Source organism: Rhodococcus sp. NPDC057014 (assembly GCF_042673295.1).
Lineage (GTDB): Bacteria > Actinomycetota > Actinomycetes > Mycobacteriales > Mycobacteriaceae > Rhodococcus_F.
On the sequence record NZ_JBHUSF010000086.1, the window covers coordinates 17526 to 30225 of the forward strand.

The 12700-nt window shown below is 67.9% G+C and carries 13 protein-coding genes; 9 read left to right on the forward strand and 4 right to left on the reverse strand.

All coding sequences use genetic code 11. The annotated features are described in order from the left end of the window. Window positions 1-130 precede the first annotated feature (130 nt). Entirely contained in the window at window positions 131-1105 is a 975-nt protein-coding gene (locus ACFTZB_RS18760; protein ID WP_378433465.1) for a pseudouridine synthase, read from the reverse strand. A 30-nt stretch (window positions 1106-1135) separates the two neighbouring features. On the opposite strand from ACFTZB_RS18760, the gene ACFTZB_RS18765 reads away from it, so the two are divergent. Beyond that, window positions 1136-2902, forward strand: a complete 1767-nt coding sequence (locus ACFTZB_RS18765; RefSeq protein ID WP_378433466.1) for a GNAT family N-acetyltransferase — start codon at window positions 1136-1138, stop codon at window positions 2900-2902. Window positions 2903-3240: 338 nt separating this feature from the next. Then, a complete protein-coding gene (locus tag ACFTZB_RS18770; RefSeq protein WP_378433467.1) occupies window positions 3241-3615 on the forward strand; it encodes a DUF1937 family protein in 375 nt (124 codons plus the stop codon). Between the two features lie 340 nt (window positions 3616-3955). Here the strand turns inward: ACFTZB_RS18770 and ACFTZB_RS18775 are convergent, their stop codons facing one another. From ACFTZB_RS18775 to ACFTZB_RS18785, 3 genes are read right to left on the reverse strand one after another with little or no spacing between them, the layout of a single operon-like run. Continuing rightward, window positions 3956-4150, reverse strand: coding sequence for a hypothetical protein (locus ACFTZB_RS18775; protein WP_378433468.1), 195 nt, complete (start codon window positions 4148-4150; stop codon window positions 3956-3958). Beyond that, window positions 4147-4935, reverse strand: a complete 789-nt coding sequence (locus tag ACFTZB_RS18780) for an alpha/beta fold hydrolase (protein ID WP_378433469.1) — start codon at window positions 4933-4935, stop codon at window positions 4147-4149. Before ACFTZB_RS18780 ends, ACFTZB_RS18775 begins: the two co-directional genes overlap by 4 nt. 1 nt (window position 4936) lies before the next feature. Next, a complete protein-coding gene (locus ACFTZB_RS18785; RefSeq protein ID WP_378433470.1) occupies window positions 4937-5452 on the reverse strand; it encodes an RbsD/FucU domain-containing protein in 516 nt (171 codons plus the stop codon). Window positions 5453-5729: 277 nt separating this feature from the next. On the opposite strand from ACFTZB_RS18785, the gene ACFTZB_RS18790 reads away from it, so the two are divergent. The 7 genes from ACFTZB_RS18790 to ACFTZB_RS18820 all read left to right on the forward strand — a co-directional run. After that, on the forward strand, window positions 5730-6488 hold the full coding sequence (locus ACFTZB_RS18790) for an SDR family NAD(P)-dependent oxidoreductase (protein WP_378433471.1): 759 nt from the start codon (window positions 5730-5732) through the stop codon (window positions 6486-6488). A gap of 125 nt (window positions 6489-6613) precedes the next feature. Next, window positions 6614-8251 (forward strand): GMC family oxidoreductase, encoded by a 1638-nt coding sequence (locus tag ACFTZB_RS18795; RefSeq protein ID WP_378433472.1) that lies wholly within the window; start codon window positions 6614-6616, stop codon window positions 8249-8251. Then, window positions 8248-8757, forward strand: coding sequence for a hypothetical protein (locus ACFTZB_RS18800; RefSeq protein WP_378433473.1), 510 nt, complete (start codon window positions 8248-8250; stop codon window positions 8755-8757). Before ACFTZB_RS18795 ends, ACFTZB_RS18800 begins: the two co-directional genes overlap by 4 nt. A gap of 118 nt (window positions 8758-8875) precedes the next feature. Further along, window positions 8876-9613 carry a GntR family transcriptional regulator gene (locus ACFTZB_RS18805; RefSeq protein ID WP_378433474.1) on the forward strand — a complete coding sequence of 246 codons (738 nt, stop codon included), beginning with the start codon at window positions 8876-8878 and terminating at the stop codon, window positions 9611-9613. After that, window positions 9606-11426: a putative nucleotidyltransferase substrate binding domain-containing protein gene (locus ACFTZB_RS18810; RefSeq protein WP_378433475.1), complete on the forward strand. Its 1821-nt coding sequence runs from the start codon at window positions 9606-9608 to the stop codon at window positions 11424-11426. Before ACFTZB_RS18805 ends, ACFTZB_RS18810 begins: the two co-directional genes overlap by 8 nt. Further along, on the forward strand, window positions 11423-12067 hold the full coding sequence (locus tag ACFTZB_RS18815; protein WP_378433476.1) for a PolC-type DNA polymerase III: 645 nt from the start codon (window positions 11423-11425) through the stop codon (window positions 12065-12067). Before ACFTZB_RS18810 ends, ACFTZB_RS18815 begins: the two co-directional genes overlap by 4 nt. 194 nt (window positions 12068-12261) lie before the next feature. After that, window positions 12262-12700: amino acid permease (locus ACFTZB_RS18820; protein ID WP_378433477.1), on the forward strand; the 439-nt coding region annotated here is incomplete at its 3' end.

Here is a 12700-nt window from a genome sequence, read left to right on the forward strand (position 1 = left end):
TGTGACCACCATGACGGCCCCGACGCTACCAGAAAACAGGCCGAATGGTTTGTTTACTCGGGGCGGCGGGCTCGTCCCGATGACACGCAGGGCAAGCACCAGGACCCGATCGGGTGGCGGATGTCCACGCTCAGCGCGCTGCCGCAGGCGCCTCGCTCAACGTCCGGCGAGTGGCGAACCTTCGCGGCATCCCCGACAGCGGATCGGTGAATTCCAGTTCCCGCGCGAGTAATTGCAGCGGGAGGGAATGATCGTCCGGCGCCTCGGGTAGCAGGTCGGGATACAAACGATCTCCCAGAATCCCGACGCCGAGCGCCGCCAGATGCACCCGCAACTGGTGCATCCGCCCGGTGTGCGGACGCAGGATCGTGTGCAGCACACAGTGTCCGGAGGCGCTCACACCGCTGCCGCACACCTCGACCATCGTCTCGGCGTTGGGGTCACGGGAGTCGTCGACGACGACCCGGAACTCGCCGCGCCGCGCCGCGATGTGGTTGCGGTAGACGAGGGGAACGGCACGCCCGGCCAGCACCGGTGCATCCGGGTCCCACCCGTGCGGTCGCGTCGACACCGCCTCGTAGACCTTCACGACCCGTCTCTTCTCGAACAGCGACTGGTATGCGCCGCGCGTCTCAGGACGGGCCGAGAACATCACCAGGCCGGCGGTCGCGCGGTCGAGTCGATGGATCGGTGTCAGGTCCGGATTGCCCAGGCGGATCCGCAATCGGACGAGCGCGGACTCGCGCAGATATCGCCCGCCCGGGGTGGTCGGAAGGAAGTGCGGTTTGTCGATCACGACGAGGTCGTCGTCGACGTGCAGGATCTCCTGCTGAAACGGCACCGGGTTCTCCACCGGCAGATCGCGGTAGTACCACACGAACCGGTGCGCGCCCAGCGCCGTGCCGCGACCGATCACACAGCCGTCGGTGCCCACGATCTCTCCGGCGTCGAACCGGCGGCACAGGTCGCCCGCGTCCAGATGGTCGAACTTCGCGACGACGTACTCGGCAATCGTCGCCCACGGCCCGGACGTCGGGACACGCAGCCGCGTCGGTCCGACACCGTCCTTGACGGGCAGCGGCGAGGGCATGGGCACGCGCACCATCATCCCACTGGAACGCCTACGATTACCGCTATGCGGCTGACGAACGTCGCGCACCTGCGCCTTCCGTTCGGCCGACTGCTCGGCTACGACGTGACCGTAGGCAGACCGGGTCGATCGCTACCCGTGTCCTTCGACCAGCGGCGCCACGTCGGTGCCGGCAACCGAGCCGGATCCTGGATGGCGTTGTCCTTCACACTGTCCGCGCCGGTTCCGTCGGACGACCTCGCGGCCGCCTGGCTGGCGGTGATCGCGCGGCACGGCACGCTGCGGTCGATCTTCTCGCCCGGCGAAGACGGCGAGCCGCGACTGCACGAGGTCGAGATCTCCCCCGGCGACTGGGTCGAGCACCCGATCGCCCCCGGACAGGCCGTCAACGATGCGCTCCGTGACGTGCTCGACCACGCCTGCCCGCCCTACAGTCGTCCGTCACACCGGCTGTGCGTGCTCGAGACCGCGGCGGGGCCGACCGTGGTGGTCGCCGCGGACCACTCACACGTCGACATGTGGTCGATGCTGGTGATCGCACGGGACCTGCTCACCGCGTTGGCCGCCGTGCAGGACGGTCGGGCGCCGTCGCTGCCGCCCGCACCCGCCTTCGCCGAGCACACCCGCGCCCTGCGGGACCGCCCGGCGGCACCTGGCGAGGTGCACCACCGCTGGGCGGAGGTGCTGGCGGCCAGCGGTGACGTGATGCCGCGGTTCCCGCTGCCGCTGGGCGCGGCGACGCTGCAGCAGGAGCGCGTGGAGGTGCGCGACGTGCTCGACGTCGACAACAGCGCTGCGTTCTCGGCGCAGGCCCGCGACGACGGCGTCTCGACCCTGGCACTGGTGGTGGCCGCAATGACCGACGTGACGCGCGAGATGGCCGACACCCCACTGCGGGCGGTGTTCCCGGTGCACAGCCGGTACGACGCCACCTGGAACGACTCCGTCGGGTGGTTCATCACCAATTCGGTGCTGGAATCAACCGACCCCGATCCCAGGGCCAGCGCAGAGGCGGTCAAGGAGGCCGTCCGGATGGGGTCCTGGCCGTTGGAGGACATACTTCGCCCGTGGGGCGGGATGCCCGAGGCCCCCGGGATGTTCGCGATCTCGTGGCTGGACCTGCGCCGGTTGCCGGTCCGCGTCGACGCCACCGGGCTGGAAGCGCAGTACGTCGGCGCGACCACCCGCACCGACGGCGTGATGCTCTGGTTCATCCTCGACGAGGCCGGGTTGCACCTGCGCTGCCGCTACCCCGACACACCCGAGGCCCGACGGCATGTCGGTACCTGGCTGGACACACTCATCGCCCGCGTGCAGTCGCGGGCACGCGAATCCGTCGGCGGGCAGCTCCGGCTCGGCAACCGGGTCTATCGGGTGCAGCGCGCCGGCCGCGCCGATGTGCCGGCGCTGGTCGCCCTGCTGTCAGACGACGAGATCGGCCGCACCCGCGAGGGAGCCGAGTTGGCACGCTACGAGGAGGCCTACGACGCGATCGCCCGCGATTCCTCGCACTACCTGGCCGTGGTTCGCGACGAAGACGACCGGATCATCGGCACCATGCAGCTGTCCATCATCCCCGGCTTGTCCCGCGGCGGCACTACCCGCCTCCAGATCGAGGGGGTGCGCGTGGCGGCCACCGAGCGCTCCCACGGTGTCGGAACCGCAATGCTCGAGTGGGCGCACGACCACGGCCGGCATCGCGGCGCGACACTCGCACAGGTCACCACCGACCGCGCCCGCGAACAGGCGCATGCGTTCTATGCGCGACTCGGATACGACAACAGCCACCTCGGATTCAAGCGGGCACTCTGACGCTGTCGGGCGATTGAACCCTCAGGGATCGGGAATGCGAGCGTCAATCCGGCGTGGACGACGACAGTGCCGATGAGGACCGGACAAGCAGTCCGCCATAGCCGAGCATGTTGACGATTCCGATGTGGGTGCCGCTTCGAGCCCGGGTCGATGCGACCGGAAATGTCGAGTCACAAAGCACACTCCGAGACTGTCGACAACGTTGCAGCATCTGGTTTATTGTCGACAGATCGCCCGATCGCAGCGGGCTTGCGCACGTAACGCGCCCGCTGATGCGCCGAGGGCGATGTTCTCACAACTTGCGGGACAGTCGATCCCGCCGAATGGATAGGTTTCCCATGCGAAAGATTTTCCTGGCCTGCCCGTACAGCCACTCGGACGAACGTGTCGTCCACGAGCGCTTCCTCGCCTGCAACGAGGTCGCCGCGACGATCGTCGCGTCGGGCAACGCCGTTTTCAGCCAGGTGTCGATGTCGCACCCGATCAATCTGGCCTTCAAGACAATCGACCCCAGCGACGTCGGCAAGCTGTGGGCGCCCGTCGACGCCCACTTCATGGAATCGATGGAGGAGTTGATCATTCTCGACGTGGACGGGTGGGATCGGAGTTCGGGCATCAAGCGAGAGATCGAGTTCTTCGAGAGCCGCGGCCGTCGCGTCAGCCTGTGGTCGCAGGTGTCGGACGAGTTCGTCACGGAGACCGCCCGCGCCTGAGGCAGCAGCATCGCGGTTGGTCCGGTCACGGACGGCGGTCGGGTACCGGCCGCCGTCCACCGACGGGCGCCACGGTCCATGCGCACGTCACGCCGAAGGTTCGGACTCCCAACGCATCCGAGTGCCCGGTGGCCGTGACGGCGTGGTCTGCGCATGCTCGCCGTACGGGGCAGCCCAGGCTGATTTTCTGGCCGCCCGTTCTCGGCGGGCACCGGCAGGAGAGTAGAACAGCTCGGTGTCCATCTGCCGGCACAGTGCGTGGATCTGCCAATCCCATTCCGGAGTAATCGGTTTGGGAAGAATCAACGCCCGAATCGTGGTCATCGTGTGCAGGCGGAAGTCAGTGGTCGACGAGTGCGCTCACACCCACCTCGAGGCTTCTCCGTCCGTCACGGGTGCGGAACGGGGTGCGAGCCTCCGCCTGCCCGGAGCACAGCGCCGCGACGTCGCGGTCGAGCCAGCGGTCGATCGCCACCCGGATTCGTTCCCGCAACGGCCCGTGTGCCCGCCGAAACGCCTCCACCGCGGTGGTCACTGCGAACTCGCCGACAATACGGGACCCGCGCTGCACCACTGGGTGGTCGCGTCGATGATCAATCCTGCGACCTCGCGGTGCGCGAGGTCGTTGGGAATGTCGTGGTAGCCACCGGGGATCGCGACGGCGCGGCACTGGTGGAGTTCGCCCGCGAACTCCGATGCCTTGCCGGGTGCGGCGAATGCATCGTGCTCGCCGTTGATCAACAAGATCGGCATGAGGAGGGCCGGAAGGCCCGTGCGGACCTTGCATCCGGCGACGGCGAGCGCGCTCCACAGGTTCGGTTCGGCTGGGGCGGTATCGAATCCGAGCGGATCGTTCGCGAGCGCATCGAGGTATGCCTCGTCCTTCGCCATGATCAGATCGGTGCGTCCCTCCGCCTCGGGAGGCAGCCCCCACAGCGGCGCGCCGGTCATCACCAGGCCGGTGCGGGCGGTCGCGGTGCGCATGGCCAGCAGCGCCCCGGTCAACGCGCCCAGCGAGTGCCCGACGATGACGACGGGCAGGTCGGGGTGAGTGCTCGTCATGAGGTCGAGCAGGATGCCGGCGTTGGACGCGAGTTCGTCGACGGAGGGGAACATTCCCGCGTGGCCGCCGGTGTGGCCGTGTCCGAGATGATCCGGGCCCCACACGTCGATGCCCGCATCGGTCAGTTGCCCGGACAGTCGGTGGTAGTGCCCGGTGTGCTCCCCGAAGCCGTGCAGAAGCATCACCTGGGCGTGGGGGGACCGGGCAGCCCAGTGCCGGTAGTAGATCTTGTTGCGTACGCCGTCGAAGAAGGGCACGTCACGCCTCCGGTGCGGTCGAGTCGGGGGCCTGCCCGTCGGACAGGTCCTGGAACCAGGTCGGCGACGTCAGCCACTTCAACGGGATCGGGGGGCTGGGGTAGCCGGCGACGAGGATGGTGTTCGCGTGTACCGAGTAGTCTCCGGTCTGGACGAAAACCTTGACCCGGTCGCGTAGTTGGTAGAACTCGGGCAGATAGCGCAGTTCGTGCACGTTCTCCTCCCCCACCAGTTCGGAGACGAATTTCCGGCCCTCCGGGTTGGCCCGGATCATGTCCTCGGTGACGATGGCCGCCTCGAAATCTCCGGCCTCGCACAGCACGGAGAGCAGGTCACCGACCGAGGGCAGCCCGGGCGCGATGCCCAGATCGATCGTCTCGACCTGCGGCGACAGCGGCACCAGACTGGCCGCCGACGTGCCGCTGCCGGCATCGGCGATGTAGACCATCTCGCCGTGGCGTAGCTGGCTCACCACCGCCGCCAAGCGCTCGTGCAACAACCGGACCTTCGGTGCCATGGATGTGTCCTCTCCTCGTGTGGAAACGCCGCAGATCCGCGGTCGGAACGACCGATCGGCCTCGGCAGGTGAACATCGAATGTGCTCTAGTCGACAATCGACTAGAAACGTAAGCCGGGCGGCGGCATCCGTCAAGAGGTGTTCGGCCCGGCAAATCGAGGCTTGACCCGGCCGCCCGCAGCACGCACACTAAACACGTCGGTCGATTGTCGACAAAGAATCAATACCTTGCGCGGCACGACCCGTTTCCGCGAAAACCACCCTGAAGGAGCGAACTATGGGCCAGCTGCTCGAAGGCAAGACAGTAATCATCACCGGCGCCGGAGGCGGGATCGGCCTGGCCACCGCGCTGCATCTGCACGATGAGGGCGCCCAGGTGGTCGCCACCGTCCACTCCGAGGCGAGCTTGCCGCAGCTGAAGGTGGACGACGACCGCCTGATCGGCAAAGTCGTGGACGTGACCGACGAAGAGCAGGTCAAGAGCGTTATCGATTTCACCGTGCAGACCTTCGGGAAGCTCGACGGCATCGTCAACAACGCCGGCGTCCTCAAGCCCGGGACAATCCTCGACTCCAGCGTCGAGGACTTCCAGAAGACGTTCGACGTGAACGTCAAGGGAGTGTTCCTCGGGACGAAGTACGCCATCCCAGAGCTGCTGAAGGCCGGCGGCGGATCGATCGTCAATTTCGGCTCGATCAACTCGATCGGCGCGGAGAAATTGCTGACCACCTACACCGCGAGCAAGGGTGCGGTGCTGACGCTGACCAAGGCGGTCGCCCTCGACTTCGGCGCGCAGGGCATTCGGGCCAACACCCTGTGCCCGGGCTTCGTCGACACCCCGCTGAACGTCCCGCATTACACCGCCCTCGGTGGCCGTGACGAGCTCGAGGCCGGGCTCCCCGACTTCCAGCCGATCGGACGCGCCATCCTCCCCATCGAGATCGCCCACTCGGTCGCGTTCCTGCTCTCGGATCACTCCACGGCCATCACCGGCACGGCGTTCGTGGTCGACGGCGGCGTCCTCGCCGGCGCCTGATCACACCTGACGTGCGGTGAAGGCCCGGGAGCCTCGGGCCTCCACCGCACGTCCATTTGACAGCGGACGTGACGCACGCCACTATGACAAAATGTCGACAATTAGACGAAATGAGGTCGACTCCGATGACTTCCACCAGCCACGATGTCACCGAGCACGATTCCGTCGATGTGCTCGTGATCGGCGCGGGTCCGTCCGGCGCGGTGGTCACCCATACGGCCGCGACTGCCGGCCTGAACGTCCTGTGCCTCGAACAGGGCGACTGGGTCAACCCCAGCGATTTCCCCGCCAACCACCCGGAATGGGAATTGCTGATCCAGCACGACTGGGCGCACGACCCGAACGTGCGCGCACTGCCCTCCGATTATCCGGTGGACATCCGCGACTCCGACATGTGGCCGGTGATGTTCAACGCCGTCGGTGGCAGTTCCATCTACTACGGCGCCGAGTGGCCGCGACTGCTGCCCTCGGACTTCCGGGTCAAGACCCTCGACGGCGTCGCCGACGACTGGCCGATCGCCTACGACGACCTCAAGCCGTATCACGACGAGGTCGACGCGTTCATCGGCGTGTCCGGCGTCGACGGTGACACCGCCTATCCGGACGGACTCGAGTACCCGCTGCCGCCGCATCCACTGGGCAAGCCGGGAATGAAGGCCGCCGAGGCGGCGAACAAGCTGGGCTGGCACTGGTGGCCCGGCACCAACGCGATCCCGAGCCAGAAGAACAAGACCCTCGAGCAGTGCGGCCGCTGGGGCGTCTGCGAATGGGGTTGCCCGCAAGGCGCGAAGGCCTCGTTCGATCTGATCTACATGCCGCAGGCGCAGCAGGCCGGTGCACGGGTGCAGACCGGGGCGCGCGTGCGCAGGATCCGAACCGACGACACCGGGCGGGCAACCGGCGCCGAGTGGATCGACCGCGACGGCACCGCCCACTTCCAACCGGCGAAATCGGTCGTCCTGTGCGCCAACGGAATCGGCACACCCCGACTGTTGCTGCTGTCGGCGGACGAGCGCAACCCGGACGGGCTCGCCAACTCCTCCGGGCTGGTCGGCAAGAACCTGATGCTGCACCCGAACTGCACCGCGGTCGGCTACTACGAGGAGAACCTCGAGAGCTGGCGTGGCCCGGCCGGACAGCTGATCCACTCGATGCAGTTCTACGACACCGACACCTCCCGCGGTTTCGTCCGTGGTGCGAAGTTGCACGCGCTGCCGACCCCGGGACCGCTGAATACCATCGAGACGCACCGCCAGCTCGACTTCGACGAGCTGTGGGGACCGGCCGTCCACGACGTGGCCCGCGCATCGTCGAACGGCATCCTGTGGGCGGCCAACGTGGAGGATCTGCCCGAGGAACACAACCGGGTCACGCTCTCCACGGAGGAGTTCGATTCGGACGGGCTGCCCGCACCGAAGGTCGAGTACCGGGTCAGCGAGAACACCCGGAAGATCCTGCAGTACACCGTCGAGCGGATGGTGGAATTGCACAAGGCGGCAGGCGCCAAGCAGATCATCACCCAGGAACTGTGGGTCGATCAGCCCGGACATCTGCTCGGCACCGCCCGGATGGGCGACGACCCGGCCACCTCGGTCGTCGATTCCTTCGGCCGCAGCCACGACGTCGACAACCTCTACATCGCCGACGGCAGCATCTTCGTCACCTCGGGCTCGGCCAATCCGACGTGCACCATCAGCGCTCTGGCACTGCGGGTGGGCCGCAAGGTCGTCGACGACGTCACCGCAGGAAGGGCCCAGGCATGAGCACCACACCCATCGAACTGAAGACCTCGGCGCCGCGGCGTCTGTCCGTGCCGGTCCGCACGCTCCGCCCGCCCCGGCAGCTGTCCGAGGACGAGTTGACCATCCTGTTGCGGATCGCGGACAGCCTCATCCCCGAGTCCGGAGAGAATCCCGCCGCCAGCAAGGCGCAGGACTATCTGCGGTATCTCGATCTGGCGCTGGCCGCCCGCGCCGACGTCTTCGACGCGGTCGTCACGGCGATCAACGATGTCGCGGACCTCCACGGCGACGAACTCCACGCCCGGTTGAAGCGCATGTGGGCCGAAGACAAGGTCACGTTCGACCCGCTCTCCGCGATCGTGGCCGGCGCCTACTTCATGACCCCGCAGGTCAAGGCGCTGATCGGGTACCCCGGACAGCACCGGGACGCGGCCGGGTTCGAGGACGCCGCCAACGAGTTGTCGACCGGCATACTCGACCCGGTGATCGAACGCGGATCCATCTACGTCTCCGCCACCGGGGAGTGAGGCCCCCAGGGGGGTCACCAGCTGATCTACTGTCGACAAGACACCTGCAACCCGAGTAGGACTGATACCACCTCGTCGAGTGAGCAACCACGAGGCCGAAGCAAGAAAGGACAACGGGATGACTCTGTCACCGAATCGTCCGGGGTCGACAGTGGGCCGCGACGAGGGGGAGATTTCCCTCGGACGAATCCAGCAGCGCACCACGCCCGGCACCGTCGCGGGCGTGCTGCGCACCGCCATCCTCGACGGCACCCTCGCCCCCGGCAGCCAGTTGCGGGAGGCACACATCGCGGCCGATCTGGGTGTGAGCCGGGCACCTCTCCGCGAAGCCCTGGGCATCCTCGCCGACGAAGGTCTCGTGGTGAAGATCGCCTACAAGGGCGCCTTCGTCGCCGAGGTCAGCGCGCAGGGCATGGCGGAGATCGCCAGTCTGCGCAAGCGCCTGGAGCCGTATGCGATCGAGCTGGCGATGCCGCGGCTGGCGGCCGGTGGCCGCACGAAGGTCATCCGCGCGTTGCAGGACATGACCCGCGGCGCCGACGACGGCGACATGACCCGAACCATCGACGCCCACATGAGCTTTCACCGGGTGTTCTACGAGCTCTCCGAGCACGGGCTGCTGCTCGACCTGTGGCGCAGCTGGGAATCGCAGTTGCAGCTGTTCCTGTCCGCCGATCACCAGTCCTTCGCCGACCTGCACGACGTGGTCGCCGAGCACGAGCGGCTCCTGGCGATCATCGACACCGGCGACATGGACGCGATCACCCGGGAGATCGATCGTCACGTGCACGGTCCCGCATCGGCCCTGGACGCCGTCGACACCGTGCGCGAGGCCGCTTCCGCCACGCATGCGTGAGTACGTCGACTTCCTGGGCGGTCAGCCGCCGTACGACGAACTCGACTCCACCGACCTCGACGCCCTGGCACGCCTGGTCGAGGTCGAGTTCTTCCCGGCCGGGACCCGCATCATCGAGGCCGGCGAATCCCCGTTGTCGCACTTCTACGTGGTGCGCACCGGGGAGGTCGAGGTCGTCGACCGAGGACGGGTGATCGACCTGCTCGGGTCCGGGGAGACGTTCGGGCAGATCTCGGTCCTGTCCGGGCTGCCGCCGCCCCTGGACGTGCGGGCCGCCGAGGACAGCCTCTGCTACCGGTTCCCGGACCCGAGACCGATCCTCGCTCACCCCGAACGTCTGCAATTCCAGCACTACAACACGCTCGTCACCCGGGAACGCCTCACCCGGTCCGGCCTGGTCGATCAGGCACTGCGCGCCGCCCGCCATCAGATGCGACCGGCCGTGTGGTGCCCGGTCGGGGCCACCGTGTCCGAGGCGGCGGCGGTGATCACCGACGCCGCCCAGTCCTACGCCCTGCTCGACCGTGGTGGGGAGATCGGGATCGTCACCGACAGCGACTTCCGGCGCGCCCTCGCGACGGCCTCGTTCGATCCGCACGCCCCCGTGACCACCGTCGCCTCCTTCCCTGCCGAATCCATCGGTGCCGATGCCCTGGTCGGTGACGCCTTCCTGCGCATGATCGAGTGCGGACTGCACCACCTGGTGGTCCGGGGCGGCGCCGACCGGCCGGTGGGTGTGCTGCGCGTGGTCGACCTCGCCTCCGCCGAGGTCCGCAATCCACTCGTCATCCGCCGCGCCGTGGACGACGCCCACACCGTCGACGAACTCGCCGCCGCGGCCGCATTGCTGCCCGGCACGTGGGTGGAGCTGTACGACACGGGCGTGGCACCGATGCACATCGCCGGACTCCTCTCGGCGGTCGTCGACGCCCTGTTGCAGCGGCTGGTCGAACTCACCGACATCGGTGACGACTGCGTGCCACACCGGACGTCCTGGTTGCTGCTGGGCTCGGTGGCACGCCGGGAGCCGCTCCCCCGCTCGGACGTCGACACCAGCCTGGTCTGGGAAGACCTACCCGGAGAACGCAATCCGGCGCGGAAACTGCAGCGCTGGGCCGGGCGCGTCCTCGACAACATGGAGCGGTGCGGGCTGGAGCGGTGCGTCGACGGCGCCAATGCCACCAACCCGGAGTTCGCCCGCTCCCGCGCCGACGCCGTCTCCACCGCCACGTCGTGGATCCGCAATCCCACCCAACACAACGCACTGCTGCTGTCGTCGATGATCGCGGACAGCCGCCCGGTGACCGGGCTGTCGCTGGGCCGCTCGGTGTCGGATGCGATGCTGGCCACCACCCGGAGTCGCGAGTACCTCTCGGCGCTGCTGCGCTACACCGTCTCGAGCCGCCCGCCGGTGGGTTTCGTCCGCAACTTCGTCGTCGAGCATTCCGGTGCCAATCGGGGCCACCTCGACCTCAAGGCCCGCGGACTGGTCCCGATCGCCTCGCTGGGGCGGTGGATCGCCGTGGTCACCGGCGACGACCGCGGCTCGACGATCACCCGGTTGCGGCGTGGCGGCGCGTCGAACCTGCTGACACCGGACGAGACCGAGGTCCTCGTGCAGGCCTTCGAGTACATCTACGGGCTGATCCTCGGCCGGGAGATCGACGCGATCAAGACCTCCACCGCGGCGACCACCTGGGTGGCGCCGAATCAGCTCGACTCCCTCACCCGTCGTTACCTGCGGGAGGCGTTCCGCGCCGTCGCGGAGGTGCAGAATCGGCTCGAAAGCGAGTGGGTGGCGCGACTGCCATGACAGCGCGCTGGAGACGAAAACGCGAGGACCCTCTGCGAAAACCGTGGCGACAGGTCGAATATCTCGTCGTCGACCTCGAGACCACCGGGCTGGACCTGAAGAGGGACACCATCGTCTCCTACGGCGCCGTCGTCATCCGAGACGGCCGGGTGATCACCGCCGAGAGTGTCTACGACCTGGTCCGCCCGCGGTCGGCGATGTCCCCGGAGGCGATCGCCGTCCACACCCTGCGCCCGGCGGACGTCGCGGACGCCTCACCGCCGGATGCCGCGGCGCGCACTCTGGCCGCGCTGATGACCGACCGGGTGGTCGTCGCACACTCGGCGTGGGTCGAGCATGCCTTCCTCACCCGCGCGTTCCGGGACGCCGGCCTCCGATTTCGGACGCCGCTGATCGACACCGCGGCCCTGGCCCGCGCCTGCGGCACCGTGCCCGCGGCTCGGTGCGGCGACGCGGGTCTCGAATGGCTCGCCACCGCGCTGGGACTACCCGTCGTCGATCCGCACCACGCACTCGGTGACGCCGTCACCACCGCGCAGGTCTTTCTGGTGCTGGCCTCCCGCCTGAGCGGCCGCGGATACGACACCGCCCGGTCCCTGGTCGATCTGACCTGCGGGGACCGGGGTCTGTCGTCGCCCTGAGCGGGCCGTACCCCGGCCGAAACAATCAGTGATTGAGGTCACACGGATCTATGGTAGATTGTCGACAGTTGCTCAAAGAGCGGATAGACTTCCCCTTGTGCGGCTACCCCCGACCCCAGCCTCGCCGCACTGCCGAGGCTTTCTCGACACCGACCAGTGAGGTCAGCATGGCCACAAAACCCGAAGAGCCGACCATGACCACCCAGCCCCCCGCGCCCGGACCCGACTTCGAGTCCGCGCCCACCGGGACGCCCACGGACTCCGACGCCGCGTACCTGGAAAAGCTCGGGTACAAGCAGGAGCTCAACCGCACACTCGGACTCTTCTCCGCGTTCGGAGTGCAATTCACCTCGATCGCGATCGCCTCCGGCATCTTCACCACCCTCATCGTGGGATTCGGATTCTTCGGCCCCGCCTCGTTCTGGTCCTTCCTCGTGGGCGGCGGCCTGCAGGTGTTCACCGTGGGCCTGGCCGTGGCGCAGCTGGTGTCCGCCTACCCGCTGGCCGGCGGCGTCTACCAGATCACCGGCCGGATCACCGGCAAGCCGTGGCTCGCCTGGCAGACCGGGTGGTGGCTGCTCATCGCCCACACGGTCGCCGTCACCACCGTGGCGGTCAGCATTTCCCCGTTCC

What these genes read in the sequence shown, in the direction of transcription:
- ACFTZB_RS18760 (WP_378433465.1), bottom strand. Translation starts at nt 1,105, where the DNA reads ATGGTGCGCGTGCCCATGCCCTCGCCGCTGCCCGTCAAGGACGGTGTC.
- ACFTZB_RS18765 (WP_378433466.1), top strand. Translation starts at nt 1,136, where the DNA reads ATGCGGCTGACGAACGTCGCGCACCTGCGCCTTCCGTTCGGCCGACTG.
- ACFTZB_RS18770 (WP_378433467.1), top strand. Translation starts at nt 3,241, where the DNA reads ATGCGAAAGATTTTCCTGGCCTGCCCGTACAGCCACTCGGACGAACGT.
- ACFTZB_RS18785 (WP_378433470.1), bottom strand. Translation starts at nt 5,452, where the DNA reads ATGGCACCGAAGGTCCGGTTGTTGCACGAGCGCTTGGCGGCGGTGGTG.
- ACFTZB_RS18790 (WP_378433471.1), top strand. Translation starts at nt 5,730, where the DNA reads ATGGGCCAGCTGCTCGAAGGCAAGACAGTAATCATCACCGGCGCCGGA.
- ACFTZB_RS18795 (WP_378433472.1), top strand. Translation starts at nt 6,614, where the DNA reads ATGACTTCCACCAGCCACGATGTCACCGAGCACGATTCCGTCGATGTG.
- ACFTZB_RS18800 (WP_378433473.1), top strand. Translation starts at nt 8,248, where the DNA reads ATGAGCACCACACCCATCGAACTGAAGACCTCGGCGCCGCGGCGTCTG.
- ACFTZB_RS18805 (WP_378433474.1), top strand. Translation starts at nt 8,876, where the DNA reads ATGACTCTGTCACCGAATCGTCCGGGGTCGACAGTGGGCCGCGACGAG.
- ACFTZB_RS18810 (WP_378433475.1), top strand. Translation starts at nt 9,606, where the DNA reads ATGCGTGAGTACGTCGACTTCCTGGGCGGTCAGCCGCCGTACGACGAA.
- ACFTZB_RS18815 (WP_378433476.1), top strand. Translation starts at nt 11,423, where the DNA reads ATGACAGCGCGCTGGAGACGAAAACGCGAGGACCCTCTGCGAAAACCG.